The sequence below is a fragment of the Paenibacillus sp. P46E genome (genome assembly GCF_001909095.1).
GTDB classification, from domain to species: Bacteria; Bacillota; Bacilli; order Paenibacillales; family Paenibacillaceae; genus Paenibacillus_AQ; species Paenibacillus_AQ helianthi.
Map to the genome: position 1 here is coordinate 60391 of NZ_LVYZ01000051.1, position 11609 is coordinate 71999.

General features: G+C 43.8%; 21 protein-coding genes and 1 tRNA gene. 6 read left to right on the forward strand and 16 right to left on the reverse strand.

The genetic code is table 11. The features are described 5' to 3' along the window. Nucleotides 1–42: 42 nt before the first annotated feature. Nucleotides 43–366 (reverse strand): DUF1292 domain-containing protein, encoded by a 324-nt coding sequence (locus A3849_RS19500; protein WP_019911532.1) that lies wholly within the window; start codon nucleotides 364–366, stop codon nucleotides 43–45. A 90-nt stretch (nucleotides 367–456) separates the two neighbouring features. Beyond that, on the reverse strand, nucleotides 457–1008 hold the full coding sequence (locus A3849_RS19505; RefSeq protein WP_074112927.1) for a flagellar hook assembly protein FlgD: 552 nt from the start codon (nucleotides 1006–1008) through the stop codon (nucleotides 457–459). A gap of 154 nt (nucleotides 1009–1162) precedes the next feature. Between A3849_RS19505 and A3849_RS19510 the strand changes: the two genes are divergently transcribed. Further along, complete coding sequence (locus A3849_RS19510; RefSeq protein WP_074112928.1) at nucleotides 1163–1900, forward strand: MBL fold metallo-hydrolase; 738 nt, start codon at nucleotides 1163–1165, stop codon at nucleotides 1898–1900. Nucleotides 1901–1976: 76 nt separating this feature from the next. On the opposite strand, the gene A3849_RS19515 is transcribed toward A3849_RS19510, so the two are convergent. The 4 genes from A3849_RS19515 to A3849_RS19530 form a co-directional block, all read right to left on the reverse strand. Further along, nucleotides 1977–2210 (reverse strand): DUF3892 domain-containing protein, encoded by a 234-nt coding sequence (locus tag A3849_RS19515; RefSeq protein WP_074112929.1) that lies wholly within the window; start codon nucleotides 2208–2210, stop codon nucleotides 1977–1979. A 93-nt stretch (nucleotides 2211–2303) separates the two neighbouring features. After that, a complete protein-coding gene (locus tag A3849_RS19520; RefSeq protein ID WP_074112943.1) occupies nucleotides 2304–2747 on the reverse strand; it encodes a GNAT family N-acetyltransferase in 444 nt (147 codons plus the stop codon). Nucleotides 2748–2850: 103 nt separating this feature from the next. Further along, nucleotides 2851–3066 carry a hypothetical protein gene (locus tag A3849_RS19525; RefSeq protein ID WP_074112930.1) on the reverse strand — a complete coding sequence of 72 codons (216 nt, stop codon included), beginning with the start codon at nucleotides 3064–3066 and terminating at the stop codon, nucleotides 2851–2853. A 67-nt stretch (nucleotides 3067–3133) separates the two neighbouring features. After that, entirely contained in the window at nucleotides 3134–4255 is a 1122-nt protein-coding gene (locus tag A3849_RS19530; protein WP_074112931.1) for a site-2 protease family protein, read from the reverse strand. Between the two features lie 233 nt (nucleotides 4256–4488). Between A3849_RS19530 and A3849_RS19535 the strand changes: the two genes are divergently transcribed. After that, nucleotides 4489–4560 (forward strand) — tRNA-Val (locus A3849_RS19535). Nucleotides 4561–5139: 579 nt separating this feature from the next. Beyond that, on the forward strand, nucleotides 5140–5361 hold the full coding sequence (locus A3849_RS19540) for a helix-turn-helix domain-containing protein (RefSeq protein ID WP_083613595.1): 222 nt from the start codon (nucleotides 5140–5142) through the stop codon (nucleotides 5359–5361). 231 nt (nucleotides 5362–5592) lie between these two features. Here the strand turns inward: A3849_RS19540 and A3849_RS19545 are convergent, their stop codons facing one another. The 7 genes from A3849_RS19545 to A3849_RS19570 all read right to left on the reverse strand — a co-directional run bounded on the left by A3849_RS19545 (nucleotide 5593) and on the right by A3849_RS19570 (nucleotide 8998). Next, a complete protein-coding gene (locus A3849_RS19545; RefSeq protein WP_074112933.1) occupies nucleotides 5593–6327 on the reverse strand; it encodes a LytTR family transcriptional regulator DNA-binding domain-containing protein in 735 nt (244 codons plus the stop codon). 121 nt (nucleotides 6328–6448) lie between these two features. Then, the gene (locus A3849_RS19550) at nucleotides 6449–6979 is read right to left on the reverse strand and encodes an accessory gene regulator B family protein (protein WP_083613596.1); all 531 of its coding nucleotides are present in this window, start codon (nucleotides 6977–6979) and stop codon (nucleotides 6449–6451) included. Next, on the reverse strand, nucleotides 6927–7640 hold the full coding sequence (locus A3849_RS19555; protein WP_083613597.1) for a hypothetical protein: 714 nt from the start codon (nucleotides 7638–7640) through the stop codon (nucleotides 6927–6929). Before A3849_RS19555 ends, A3849_RS19550 begins: the two co-directional genes overlap by 53 nt. A gap of 111 nt (nucleotides 7641–7751) precedes the next feature. Next, complete coding sequence (locus A3849_RS19560; RefSeq protein ID WP_074112935.1) at nucleotides 7752–7997, reverse strand: DUF7667 family protein; 246 nt, start codon at nucleotides 7995–7997, stop codon at nucleotides 7752–7754. A gap of 120 nt (nucleotides 7998–8117) precedes the next feature. Next, on the reverse strand, nucleotides 8118–8318 hold the full coding sequence (locus tag A3849_RS19565) for a hypothetical protein (protein ID WP_074112936.1): 201 nt from the start codon (nucleotides 8316–8318) through the stop codon (nucleotides 8118–8120). 44 nt (nucleotides 8319–8362) lie between these two features. Further along, nucleotides 8363–8530 carry a hypothetical protein gene (locus tag A3849_RS32990; protein ID WP_178382749.1) on the reverse strand — a complete coding sequence of 56 codons (168 nt, stop codon included), beginning with the start codon at nucleotides 8528–8530 and terminating at the stop codon, nucleotides 8363–8365. A 36-nt stretch (nucleotides 8531–8566) separates the two neighbouring features. Next, nucleotides 8567–8998: a hypothetical protein gene (locus A3849_RS19570; protein ID WP_074112937.1), complete on the reverse strand. Its 432-nt coding sequence runs from the start codon at nucleotides 8996–8998 to the stop codon at nucleotides 8567–8569. Between the two features lie 363 nt (nucleotides 8999–9361). On the opposite strand from A3849_RS19570, the gene A3849_RS19575 reads away from it, so the two are divergent. From A3849_RS19575 to A3849_RS19585, 3 genes are all read left to right on the forward strand, one after another. Then, nucleotides 9362–9589 (forward strand): helix-turn-helix domain-containing protein, encoded by a 228-nt coding sequence (locus A3849_RS19575; RefSeq protein WP_074112938.1) that lies wholly within the window; start codon nucleotides 9362–9364, stop codon nucleotides 9587–9589. A 127-nt stretch (nucleotides 9590–9716) separates the two neighbouring features. Further along, nucleotides 9717–9905 (forward strand): type II toxin-antitoxin system HicA family toxin, encoded by a 189-nt coding sequence (locus A3849_RS19580; protein WP_256700826.1) that lies wholly within the window; start codon nucleotides 9717–9719, stop codon nucleotides 9903–9905. A 51-nt stretch (nucleotides 9906–9956) separates the two neighbouring features. Next, nucleotides 9957–10382 carry a type II toxin-antitoxin system HicB family antitoxin gene (locus tag A3849_RS19585; RefSeq protein ID WP_256700825.1) on the forward strand — a complete coding sequence of 142 codons (426 nt, stop codon included), beginning with the start codon at nucleotides 9957–9959 and terminating at the stop codon, nucleotides 10380–10382. Between the two features lie 50 nt (nucleotides 10383–10432). On the opposite strand, the gene A3849_RS19590 is transcribed toward A3849_RS19585, so the two are convergent. From A3849_RS19590 to A3849_RS19600, 3 genes are read right to left on the reverse strand one after another with little or no spacing between them, the layout of a single operon-like run. Beyond that, nucleotides 10433–10906 carry a YhjD family protein gene (locus A3849_RS19590; protein ID WP_074112940.1) on the reverse strand — a complete coding sequence of 158 codons (474 nt, stop codon included), beginning with the start codon at nucleotides 10904–10906 and terminating at the stop codon, nucleotides 10433–10435. Nucleotides 10907–10918: 12 nt separating this feature from the next. Beyond that, nucleotides 10919–11218, reverse strand: coding sequence for a hypothetical protein (locus tag A3849_RS19595; RefSeq protein WP_074112941.1), 300 nt, complete (start codon nucleotides 11216–11218; stop codon nucleotides 10919–10921). Further along, a complete protein-coding gene (locus A3849_RS19600) occupies nucleotides 11211–11408 on the reverse strand; it encodes a hypothetical protein (protein WP_074112942.1) in 198 nt (65 codons plus the stop codon). The genes A3849_RS19595 and A3849_RS19600 overlap by 8 nt, the downstream gene beginning before the upstream one ends. Between the last annotated feature and the right edge of the window lie 201 nt (nucleotides 11409–11609).

Consider the following 11609-nt stretch of genomic DNA (forward strand, 5'->3'; position numbering starts at 1 on the left):
GGTCTTGTCCAATATCGAGAGGCCCATTTTGCTTCATGAAATCTATTCTTGCTGGGCAAGCAGCTCGTTGTAAGCTTCTTCAACAGCTTTCCATTCAGCTTCATCTTCAATGTTGTAAAGTACCATTTCTTCATCTTCTTCTTCCATGCGCAGAATGATGCCGTCTGCCTCAGGGTTTTCGCGTTCCAGCAGCAATGCATATAGCTTCTCGCCTACGTCGAACGTTTCTACCAGCACCATTTCCACATCTTCGCCCTGCTCGTTCGTCAAGGTCAGCACAAACTCCTCGTGCTCATGGTCGTGATCATGTCCGCAACCGCATGCTTCACCATGTTCATGGCCATGCTCATGTTTGTGATCGCTCATTGTAATACCTCACTTTGAATTGAATTATCCTACATTTGGTATCGTAACACGTAAGATAAGCAAGGTCAATTTGAGGGTGCTCTGAATTGATCAATCTAGCGCAGTGATTACTTTCTCTGACACAAGTACATAATCCGCGCCTTTGGAAGGTTTGATATAGAAGCCAACCCGGTATTTCCCGGAATCCTTGAAATCATAGGTGAATTCCGAAGTCGGAAACCAGAAGTCCTCTTTCTTCGAGCTCCCCAGTTCCTGGGACTGGATATCCTTCACGTTGCCCGACGGGTCCGTGATCGCAACCTTTACCGCGGCAACATCCTCAGTTAGACTGTCTACCTGAGTTAGCACCTTGATCTTAAGCTTGCCTACATTCACATTGCCAAAAACATTATCACCTTTGAACAGAACAATATGCACATTGGGTCTCAGGATGCTCAGCTTACCAGAACCATCCCAGCTGACGATACCCCCTGCTTCTCTGGCGGGAATGTAGGCTTTACCGTCAATCAAGTAACCGCCATCCGATATTTCCTTGCCGTTGCTCCATACTCTGATCTTCTGATTAACGGCATCTGCAAATAATAATGAACCGCCCATTAAGGAAAACACAACCACACACAGCGCTATTTTTTTCCATCTCATCACTAGAGACCCTCCAAGTAATTCATGCTGTTAATATATACTGTGAAAATTACGACAAGTTGCGGAATGACAGGGAATTATTTCATTCCTTTTGAGAAGAATGATACGATAGAATAAATAGATTCGGCCATGAATTCCAGGAGGGTATTTCATCATGACAATCGACTTGCAAATGCTGGGCACAGGAGATGCTTTTTCCACAAAATACTATAATAACAACGCGTTGCTTCAGGTTAATGGATATACACTGCTGATCGACTGTGGAGTGACTGCACCCAAGGCTATGAAGGCACTGGGGAAATCTTTCCGTGAGGTGAACGAAACACTGATTACTCATATTCATGGCGATCATATCGGCGGATTGGAAAATCTGGCCCATACCATAAACCGGGAACCACACGGCGGCAAAATGACACTGCTGCTGGCAGAGACCCTGATAGAACCGTTATGGCGGCACCCTTTACTTCATACACTTCATGAGGAGGGCAACCGGTCCCTATCCGATATTTTTGATATCAAACCGCTGGAAGCGGGTATCTCCTATCCTTTGGCGCCCTCACTAACCGTGGAGCTGATCCGCACACCGCATATCCCCGGAAAGGACAGCTATTCACTACTGCTGAATGAGAAGGTTTTTTACAGTGCGGATCTGACCTTTCAGCCTGAGCTTCTGCTCAGCCTTGTCCGTGAGCGCGGGATCGCAAGAATTCTTCATGATTGCCAGCTTCGCGGACATGGGCAGGTCCACACTACCCTCAAAGAGCTGATGTCCTTGCCGGAGGAAGTAGGGAAACTCATTCTGCTGATGCATTACAGCGATGAGAAACCGGGCTTTGAAGGCCAGACGGGAGAAATGGAGTTTTTGGAACAGCACAGGATCTATAGTCTTTAATAAAGTTTGACATACAAAAAAAGGCCGGACAGTAGCGTCAATGTACGCCTGTCCGGTCTTTCCTATCTATACCGCCTTAAAACTGCGGAAGCTGATCCAGATTATTGGTGGGATCGCCGTCCGCATCCCCGCGGATATACATCTCGCCATCTTTACCTTTGAACACATTCACTCCGGCAATAGCGCCTGCCTGGACCTCCTGCAACGCCTGCTGATAATCCAGCACCCGCCCTGAAGAGGTCTGGAAGCTGGTCAAATCTCCGTCACCGTTACGCTGAGCCGCAATAAACCGTTCACGTGTACTGCTCATTTGGAATCTGCTCCTTCGCATTTGGATTGTCCATGGTCAGACTCACCTTAGCGTGTCCTCCGAAGCAACATAATATGTACGCACTTGCCCCGTTTACAGCGCCTTTTCCATCCGTACATGCAGGATACCGGCATCATAGAAGGGCTCCTGGGAGATTACTTTGTAACCCAGCTTCACATAAAACTCTTCTGCATGGCACTGGGCGTCCAGAATGGAGGTTTCAAGACCGATCTCCCGGGCCAGCTCTTCCAGCGCCAGTAAAAGCACCCTGCCGTACCCCTTGCTGCGGTAAGCTTTATGGACGGCTATCCGCTGCATTTTGGCCGCTCCGGCTTTATAATAGATCAGTCTTCCAGTTGCTACCGGAACCCCCTCATCCACAAGAAGCATATGATGGGCGTTGTCCCCCACTACATCATATTCATCAAGTTCCTCTTCCACTGGAACCTTCTGTTCTTCCACAAATACCTTTTTACGGATCTCCAGCCCCATTTGGAGTTGTTCATCTGTAGTTACATGTACAATTTCTGCTGCCATTGTCTTTTGGGTCTCCTCTCCATAGGTCAAAATGATAGTTGACCCATTATACAGAAATTCCATTTCTCTGTACAGAGCAAGAAAGCAGGCCTTCAAGACGCCGCTATTGCGTGGAATAGACATCTTCCGGGATTGAACGGCTATATACATCCTCCAGTACCGGGGACAGCCTGTTGTCGGCCGGGTTAAGCGGCCCTTCCAGGTCAGACATCCGGTGGAGTTCCACCACTCCGGGCGCCTCATCCCGAACCGCACATCCCGCCATTCCCATAAGCACAAGCAAACAGACTGCGGCATTCACCAGTAATCTTCTGCTCATAAGCATACTCCTCCTATCCTTAAGCTTTTTACAGCTTTGACGGTTTGGAGTGCTGTTAAACGGGGGATCACAGATTTACATTCCCCACTACGTGTACCAGGTACATCAGGAAGCCGATACATCCTGCAAGTGCAAAATAGGCTGCACCGAATTTCCAGCGCGAGCTGGCCGGCACCTCATAATATTTATCGTTCTCAAACACCGTATATTGGACCTCACATTGGGCATTCAAGTGCAGTCCGTTCTCTGCCGTCACCTGGTCAAGTCCGGTCAGTTTGACCTTCTCAATGATGCACTGTACAGGAAGTCTGGCGGTTCCGTAATAATCCAGGCTTTCGTACCGGATGCCGAGATATTGCTGGCGCTCCAGATCACTGTAGGTAGTAAACGGCAAGTCCCGTTTGTGTTCGGGTCCAGGAATCAGATACCCTTGTTGCCGCAAATGCTCTACAGGAATCAGGAATCTGAACAGAACCGTTCTCACCTGACTGTTTTTGCGCCGGCTGATATATTTCTTGTACAAATCATAGGCAAACAGCACCCAGATAATCAGGAACAGGATCGACTTCAGGTACAGAATGACACCCAAACCGCCAATCAGCCCCACCAGCCAGAGCCAGCGCGTGACCGCAGTCGCAATACGCCCTCCATCCAGCGGATGGATCGGCAGCAAATTCAGAAGGTTGAGGAGAAATCCGATATAGGCCAGCGAATACAACAGCGGACTGTGATAATAATAGGCGAATGCAAAAACAACTGCCGCTCCTGCGCTACCCAAAAGCGGACCGCCAAAGGCTACATAAGCCTCCATTTTCGCGTCAAGCGGCTGTTTTTTCATGGTGATTAAAGCCCCCAGAAAAGGGATGAACAACGGAGTACTCACCGGCAGACCAATCCTCTTGGCAGCGATTACGTGTCCGAGCTCATGGACAAACAGCAACAGGACAAATCCGATGGCGAATTGCCAAGGATAGATCAGTGCATAAGCCCCTACGGAAACCATCATGGATATCAGCGGACCGGCGATTTTTCCCAGCTTTAAAAGTGACAGTATCGCCTTTCCTTTCAGGAGCAGCATGGCTGCCCCGCCTCCCAGCCATTTTAGTCCGGAGGAAGTTTTATTCTTTTGTTCATTGGGCTCTGGCAAATTCTTTACTCCTTTTCTCTTCGTTTGATTCAAGATTATCATGTTGACGGCAGTGATTCCACTATTCGGGAGGGAGCAGGAGAACGAGACAAAAAACCTCCAGCAACCGATTGCCATCAATCAAGCTGCGGAAGGGAATAGAATTCAGACTCTATTAATAGAAGAAACCGGCACCGCATCATGGGCATTCCATAGCTCCTCTCCCGTCCGGGGAACCGTTCCCGAAAAAAACATTGCCTTCACCTTACATCCTGTGGTATTATAAATTTCGTTGCAGGACGGTAGCTCAGCGGGAGAGCACTATCTTGACAGGGTAGGGGTCATGGGTTCGAACCCCATCCGTCCTATACTGCATCACTCTTCAAAACTCCTTATTTTATAAGGAGTTTTTTCTTTTTGCTTCCTGTTACCACCGCACTCTGAATTCGTTAGAAAAATGATTTGGGGACGGATTGGGGACGGGATTTTTCAAATAAAAAATAACCACTCATATAAAAGTGGTTATTCTTCATAACAAATCTTAAACAAATATTATTTCATACTCAAAAGATATACTTTATTTGGAGTGATTATTTTGACTTTGGTGGGCAAAGGAACATCCATCACTGCTAGTGTGATCTTTACTTTGAATTCCAAGTATTTCTCATCCACTGGATTATTATATAATATTGTATGATCGTGATTCATCAATGTATTCCCCTTTAAGAGTTGTATATGCAAAAAATAATGATGTCAACAGGTATTTGGAATTTAAATCCCGTTATCAATTATGCTGAAATATGTTACATTAAATATGAAATTTAAATTAAGCTTTTTTCTTAGGGTTCGTCTGCCAGGGCGAACCCTTGCTCCTGTTCTCCGTAATTGTCTATCATGTTATAATCATAAAGATAGGATCTTATCACCCCCATACCCGTTAGGAGATTATGTCCGTGGTTAAAGTCTCCCGGGGGAGATGCTTGCTTCAATATTGGATCGACTTACGCGGAACTTCACAAGCAGAAGTTGCACGCAGATCGGGGTATAGTCCCCGTATGGTATCGTTTTATTGTTCTGGAGATAAGCCGATGAGTGTTGACGCTATGTATATAATCTCCAAAATATTAGATATTCATATGGAAGAACTGTACGAATGGGTATTGAAGTAGGTTGCGGATAATACCGCGCCCCCTTGGAGCATTTGAGTACATATAGGTACCGATTCATGTGTTGATGATTCACAATCCTCCTTCTACAATCGTCCTACACCCTTATTATAGCATTGCCGAACCATCTTAGATGTCGAATATAGTCATATTTTCCCTCTAGTTACCTAGTACCGATTTTTCTTGACTTTCATTACTTAATATGTAAAGACCTCTCGTTAATGACGAGAGGTCTCATTGTAATCCTAAAAATTCTTTTAAATATTTCGCCTTATCCCTCGCAATTACAGATGAGTAATCACTGTTTTTATAGCGAATAGTGTATCCGTATAAATCCTTATCTATTGCTTCGATTAAATCGATATTCACTAAGCTTCCGTTATGGGCTGGATAAAGATGTGGAAAAGCATCTTTGCAAGATTGCAGAGTCAATCCCACGGAGTATTCTCCATGACCGGTGTAAATCCTGGGCACCTTGTAATTACGCTTTGGTTCCCAGGTGTCGAAATAAAACGCATCCTTTGCAAATATTAATTCTCCTCTTTCTGTTTTTCCAGTAGATGAAATTTTATTAACAAATATCAATCTATCATCAATATTTGCTGCATCAGATACATCGACAATACGATCCCATGTCGAAACATTTTTTATATTAACACCAGTGTGGATATTGGAATCTCTGAAGTAAGCGACTCCACCAAAATTACCGGTATCTATCCGATTTATATTCTTTACATTTACAAGGTTAGAACCATCTAATGAATAGAAGGCCGGAAAAGCATCTACACATGATTCCAATGTAGTTAGGACTGTGAAGTTCCCCTTAGTAGTATAGAAAATTGGAACGTTGTAGTTACTTTTCGGCCTCCACATCTCAATGTTCATAATGTCTACTTCATAAAAGAAGTCATTTATTGGTCCATTGCCCGCAACTCGTACACCAACAATTTTCCTTGATAATGAGATCATTAGTGTTATACGCCTTTTTTGAGTTCTTTTGGTACCGTCATAGCCCCAATAATGGACTTATTGATACCAGCGACTGCTGACTTCACCAAGATATTCCCTAAAACACGTGCAGTAGACCGTTTCATTCTATTTCACCTCCTTTCGTGGAGTATATTGGAAGAATAAATGTAGACTGAAAAATAAACATCATAGCCAGAGTAGAACTTTGAAACACAAAATTTGACGCTATCAATACTATTGATATAGTCTTCGCTAATGGATGAAAAGCATCGGCATCATCACCTTCAAAGGAGATTGGGGCAAATAACATCATAGCGACAAGGGATAATGCCGTAAACATATGAATAAATAGATGATTAAGCGTTATTCCCGCTGCCAGAGTGGATAATATTGCAGTAACTAAAGAACAGAGAGATATGGGAAGATGAAATCCTCCAGAAAATCTTCTTAACACTATAAGAGCCACCAAAGCAATGAGTGCCTGAATAAACACATTAAAGATAAGACCAAACAACATTGTTAGAGCGATGCCGGAATATAGATTCAATTTCATCCCAATGCTATATTCCAATACTCCTATAGATCCTGGCCCTTCTGGATCAGCCGTTTTTATTGCGATTGCGATACGCCGTGATAGCTTTTCTAATATCATCTTTATCACTCCAATTCGAGAAGTAAGCTGAAATCGCGAGTGAAACAATTGATGCCAACAATATGTTTAGCGGTTTCCCGGAATACAGCAATAGAATAGTAATTGATATCGTAATTAGTGAGATGATGCTTGAAAAAATCAAAACTACATTCCTGCGAGAAAGATAGTTCTCAGAAGCAAAAAAGTCATGTGGAGGAACAAGAATAAAAGTAAATCCTTTGCTCTGTCTGAAAAGTAAATAAGTTAACAGATAGGCTACTACAATAGCTGTAATTTGAAGCATGTATAGATACATTCCAGAGTTTTCTCTTAAGATGCCAACATCCACAACATTCGTCCAGTCAAAAATATAGTACAAACATACCTGTAGTGTCGCATACGCACTTATTCCTGCACCTGCAATGAAGGACGCTATATGCAGCTTAATTTTCACAAACACTCTTAAGAATATTACGAATAATACATATTGAATCGGCAGGTCAAAAGCTGCCATCTCAAAAACAACTCTCATGAAATAAGAAAATATGGCGACAATAAAAACGAAAATCAGTATTTTATTTCGGTATTCATAGACTGGAAGCATAAACAACTTAAGAATCATTAACAACATCGCAAAAGCATCAAAAATCCCAAGAACTATATAGATTATGGAGTGATACAATTGATACACCGCCTGACATATTTTTCATTCAATAGATTAATTATATAACCGTCCCAGGTACAGCGTATACTACTTATTTACTACGAAATAGGTCTATCAGGCGGCACTACTTCAAGTACGTTTTGATACCTTTCCAGTTAACTGCAGCTCCTCTAATTGAGTGCATATTTCATGTTGCAATTGGACGTCTTTGGTTGCTGCAGCCATCAAAGATAATTGCTTAATCCTTGCCCAATCCCAGCAATACATTACATTTGCTTGCTGGCATATCTCCATTTCAAGTTTTTCGGAATTCTTCAACGGACGTTGTTTGCTGATCGTCCATAATTCAGCCATCCGTTCATGGGCATACAACATACTTTATCACTCCTATACATGTGAGGACGCGCGCTGTCCTCTTATGGCGGATACCGCGACCATCCCGGCAAATATACTCCGGTAGGTTTCGACCAGCTCCGCAGCCGGTCCAAGACGCTCTCAGCGTTCATCAGGCGGTGGTTGTACAATTTCATTGTGTAGTGTATCCAGTGCATCCAAGACAATCTTTACGTTTCTCAATTTCGCAAAAGGTGACTGATCCACTTGAATTTCATTCCTTATAATTCCTATTGCAGTTACATAATGAGATCCGTCTGATTCCCGTAACAATTTAAGTACAAAGTCAGGATCAATTTTCATACCATCCTCCTTAACAGGGGTTGCAGCCCCTCAGCCCTGCTTTACTACTTGAACTCTACTGTAATGTACGACAATCCCATGTCATCGATTTTGTTCAGCAGATCATCCCTGCCTTTTTCCGTACGCACTAACTCACGCTCGTTACCAGTATCCTCGACAATCATAGCTATCAGTTTACTTTTGCTACCATTTTCAAATACATTAATTTTCATTTCCGTTCACTCTCCTTTAGAGGGGCCGTAGCCCCTTTATTTGACCAGTACGCGATAATGAGCACATTGGATGTTGTAACCTCCAGCAACAATAGTAGTTATTCTCACAGCCCCCTCTGTGCCAGTGACTGTACCGTTCGGCGTGCCATCCTCCCCGCAATACAAATCGAGCTGTATTATCTCCCCTACTTTATCTTTGATTTTAGCAACCAACTTGGCCTTTCTGTTTTCCATGTCTTCCTCGACCATTTCTTGAATACTCTTTCCACATCCCGCGCGCGGAAGAAGATTTCTAGAGACTATAAGGTTGGCGACTGTTTTTCCGATCTGAGGACGAATTTCCTCTTTAAATCCCTTGTAATTTTTATGATAAATAGTCTTTATCCACCAATACCACTGAACAGTTTCCGATTCCCAGTCTGAAAAGAAACGGTCCAGCACAGAAGACTCTTTCATTTCTATATCCATCCTTTATCCCTCCTTATAGTAGTGGGGCCGTAGCCCCGTGTTATTGCTTCTCTAAAGACTCGATAATCTTGTCGTAACTACTGAGGTCCAAGCACTTGATCTTGATTGCATGTGATCGAGCCATTTGAACCATGTTGTGTGGTGTAATGCCAGTCGTCCGCATTGCCTCGACCATTTTCTTTTCGGAATCACTTACTGTCATATTGCTTAGCATCCCTTATCCCTCCCGCGTATGCCCGCCGGTATTGTCTGACACTTAATTAGTGTCGTTTGATGCATTCAATATATCATGACTCTATTTTAGTGTCAATAACTAATTGACACACTTTTCGAGTCATTGTATGCTTGTCCTGAGGTGGTTATATGAAGAAAGTCAGATCGAACCTAAAAAAACTCGCCGACGATAAGGGCAAGTCGATTAGGCAAGTTGCAAAGGATACAGACTACCGGTTCGAAACCGTCCGGCAGATGTATAACGATGAATCAAAACACTTCCCTCGGGATCTCTTAGACAAACTATGTGCATATTTTGAATGCGATATAAGTCAATTACTTGTTTATGAAGATAATGAAGAAAACCCGCCAGTATAATATACTGACAGGCCCCTGCTGAACACGCATAATAATGCGCATTATATAATTGACGCGCATTATTATGCGTGTTATAATGGTATCAGAAGGGAGGGAGGCAGTGGGAAAACAAGTTACAGTAAGGGAAATGCTTAAAGCCTTGAAGGATGCCGGATTCATTCCATCACCTAATCACGGCGGACGCGGAAGCCATCAACGATACATACACCCTAAAGACCCAACGCGATACGCTGATGTGAGCATCCACGCTCAAGGCCAAGTGATTCCGAAAGGAACGCTCAAGAGCATAGAACGAACTTCCGGGGTTGAGTTTTAGCCCCGGAGTTTTCCCTTATCTCCCTTCACAAAATAAAGGAGCGTGAGCAAATTGGCAATTCTAGTGCCCCGCTATATTTATCCTGTAGTTGCTGAACAAGGTGAGGATGGCGGATTTGGCTTGTACTTCCCGGACTTCCCAGGCACCGCTATTATGGCGCCAGATATTTATACTGCAATCAGAGACGCTAAGGACATGCTGATTAACCTCCTGCTGGACATTGAGGACAAAGGGGAGAATGCACCCCCTCCTTCCACTCCTGATCAAATTCAGCTTGAAGATCCGAACGATAAGATTGTATTTATTGATGTCTATATGCCACCATTCCGAGATGAAGCCGCGAATAAATCAGTATCAAAAAACTGTACTATGCCAAAGTGGCTCCGAGAAGCAGCAGATGAAGCCGGCTTAAATTTTTCACAGATTCTGCAGAATGGGCTGAAAGAAGCCTTAGGTTTAGATCAACGTAAATCTTGATGCTGATTTAACAAAATGCCCCGCCAGTATAATCACTGACGGGGCATTATTTATTTAAGTTGCTCTTTCAATATCGTTCCCAGCTCGGCTGTATACTTGGTCAACCTCAAGCTTATCTCCGTCCGCATTACATCCCGGGTCATCCCAAACCGCTCCTGGTATCCACGGCATAAGATTTTATGATAAACCAAGAATTCCTCTTGTTCATCAGCCAGTACCCGGATATTCCGCTGCTTCAGCTCTTTTTGCAACTGATAGGTATCCTGCATGATGCGGCGCTGAATAGTTTGACCGGCCATCAAATAGGCGCGTTTGAGGATATTGCCGGAGTTCTCGATCTCCTTCAGGCTTTTGCTAACCATTGTATCTATGTAAGGAAGTAATATGAGGTCGCGTACCATTGTCCGCTCGTCAATCGTGATCAATTTATCTACAGATTCGCGTTGCTGCTCCTCGTACTGCTCAACATGCTCTGTCATAATCATTTTGGTTTTCCACCGCTCATTTCCCTCCAGTTTAGTCATTCTGACCCCTCCTTAATGGTACAGCCAGTAATCAATGTTATTCCCCTCTATTCGGCTCTGCACGCCCCGCTCCTGTGAGGTATCATACGGCACGTTACGTTCCCAGCCTTCAAGTATGGATGCTGTCTCTATGGGCTTAGACGCTTTCCATGTTATGTAGTTTTCGGCGGCCAGGACTTTAAACGCCTTGGTAATCTCCGCTGGCCGCCGCCCGCTCAACCGTCCCAGCTCCTTAATGTTGGGCATCCGTCTGAAATGATAACGGAACTGAGATATGATCCGTAGCAGCTTACGCGGGGTATCATCAAGCATGCTGCTTCTCTACTACCAGCCTCCAGGAAAGTATGCTGGCAGTTAAAAATACGCGCGGCGCGCCGGTGGTCAGACAAGTGGCCCGGATACGTCCGTCACGGATGCCGTTCACTTCGATTTTTCGCTGCGTAATCTTGCCTAATTTGTCCAGATAGATAATCTCGATGGTTTGGCCGATGCTCATTTTCATGTGATCGCCTCCGATAAAATAAGAACGTTTGTTTGTATTATAACCAAACATACGTTCTTTATACAATGAGTAAGATATTCTTTGATTGGGATAAAAAAGAATTTCATAGTGTTCGCTCACTTTATTGCAGATATAGACATATTTGTTTAGACATGTATTTAAGGTAGTTGTATTCTAGATTTTGCAACTACAAATTTAAGG

Excerpts from the sequence above, each read along its gene's own strand:
- A3849_RS19500 (WP_019911532.1), bottom strand. The coding sequence starts at position 366 with ATGAGCGATCACAAACATGAGCATGGCCATGAACATGGTGAAGCATGC.
- A3849_RS19505 (WP_074112927.1), bottom strand. The coding sequence starts at position 1,008 with ATGAGATGGAAAAAAATAGCGCTGTGTGTGGTTGTGTTTTCCTTAATG.
- A3849_RS19510 (WP_074112928.1), top strand. The coding sequence starts at position 1,163 with ATGACAATCGACTTGCAAATGCTGGGCACAGGAGATGCTTTTTCCACA.
- A3849_RS19515 (WP_074112929.1), bottom strand. The coding sequence starts at position 2,210 with ATGAGCAGTACACGTGAACGGTTTATTGCGGCTCAGCGTAACGGTGAC.
- A3849_RS19520 (WP_074112943.1), bottom strand. The coding sequence starts at position 2,747 with ATGGCAGCAGAAATTGTACATGTAACTACAGATGAACAACTCCAAATG.
- A3849_RS19525 (WP_074112930.1), bottom strand. The coding sequence starts at position 3,066 with ATGAGCAGAAGATTACTGGTGAATGCCGCAGTCTGTTTGCTTGTGCTT.
- A3849_RS19530 (WP_074112931.1), bottom strand. The coding sequence starts at position 4,255 with ATGATAATCTTGAATCAAACGAAGAGAAAAGGAGTAAAGAATTTGCCA.
- A3849_RS19540 (WP_083613595.1), top strand. The coding sequence starts at position 5,140 with ATGTCCGTGGTTAAAGTCTCCCGGGGGAGATGCTTGCTTCAATATTGG.
- A3849_RS19545 (WP_074112933.1), bottom strand. The coding sequence starts at position 6,327 with ATGATCTCATTATCAAGGAAAATTGTTGGTGTACGAGTTGCGGGCAAT.
- A3849_RS19550 (WP_083613596.1), bottom strand. The coding sequence starts at position 6,979 with ATGATATTAGAAAAGCTATCACGGCGTATCGCAATCGCAATAAAAACG.
- A3849_RS19560 (WP_074112935.1), bottom strand. The coding sequence starts at position 7,997 with ATGTTGTATGCCCATGAACGGATGGCTGAATTATGGACGATCAGCAAA.
- A3849_RS19565 (WP_074112936.1), bottom strand. The coding sequence starts at position 8,318 with ATGAAAATTGATCCTGACTTTGTACTTAAATTGTTACGGGAATCAGAC.
- A3849_RS32990 (WP_178382749.1), bottom strand. The coding sequence starts at position 8,530 with ATGAAAATTAATGTATTTGAAAATGGTAGCAAAAGTAAACTGATAGCT.
- A3849_RS19570 (WP_074112937.1), bottom strand. The coding sequence starts at position 8,998 with ATGGATATAGAAATGAAAGAGTCTTCTGTGCTGGACCGTTTCTTTTCA.
- A3849_RS19575 (WP_074112938.1), top strand. The coding sequence starts at position 9,362 with ATGAAGAAAGTCAGATCGAACCTAAAAAAACTCGCCGACGATAAGGGC.
- A3849_RS19580 (WP_256700826.1), top strand. The coding sequence starts at position 9,717 with ATGCTTAAAGCCTTGAAGGATGCCGGATTCATTCCATCACCTAATCAC.
- A3849_RS19590 (WP_074112940.1), bottom strand. The coding sequence starts at position 10,906 with ATGACTAAACTGGAGGGAAATGAGCGGTGGAAAACCAAAATGATTATG.
- A3849_RS19595 (WP_074112941.1), bottom strand. The coding sequence starts at position 11,218 with ATGCTTGATGATACCCCGCGTAAGCTGCTACGGATCATATCTCAGTTC.
- A3849_RS19600 (WP_074112942.1), bottom strand. The coding sequence starts at position 11,408 with ATGAAAATGAGCATCGGCCAAACCATCGAGATTATCTATCTGGACAAA.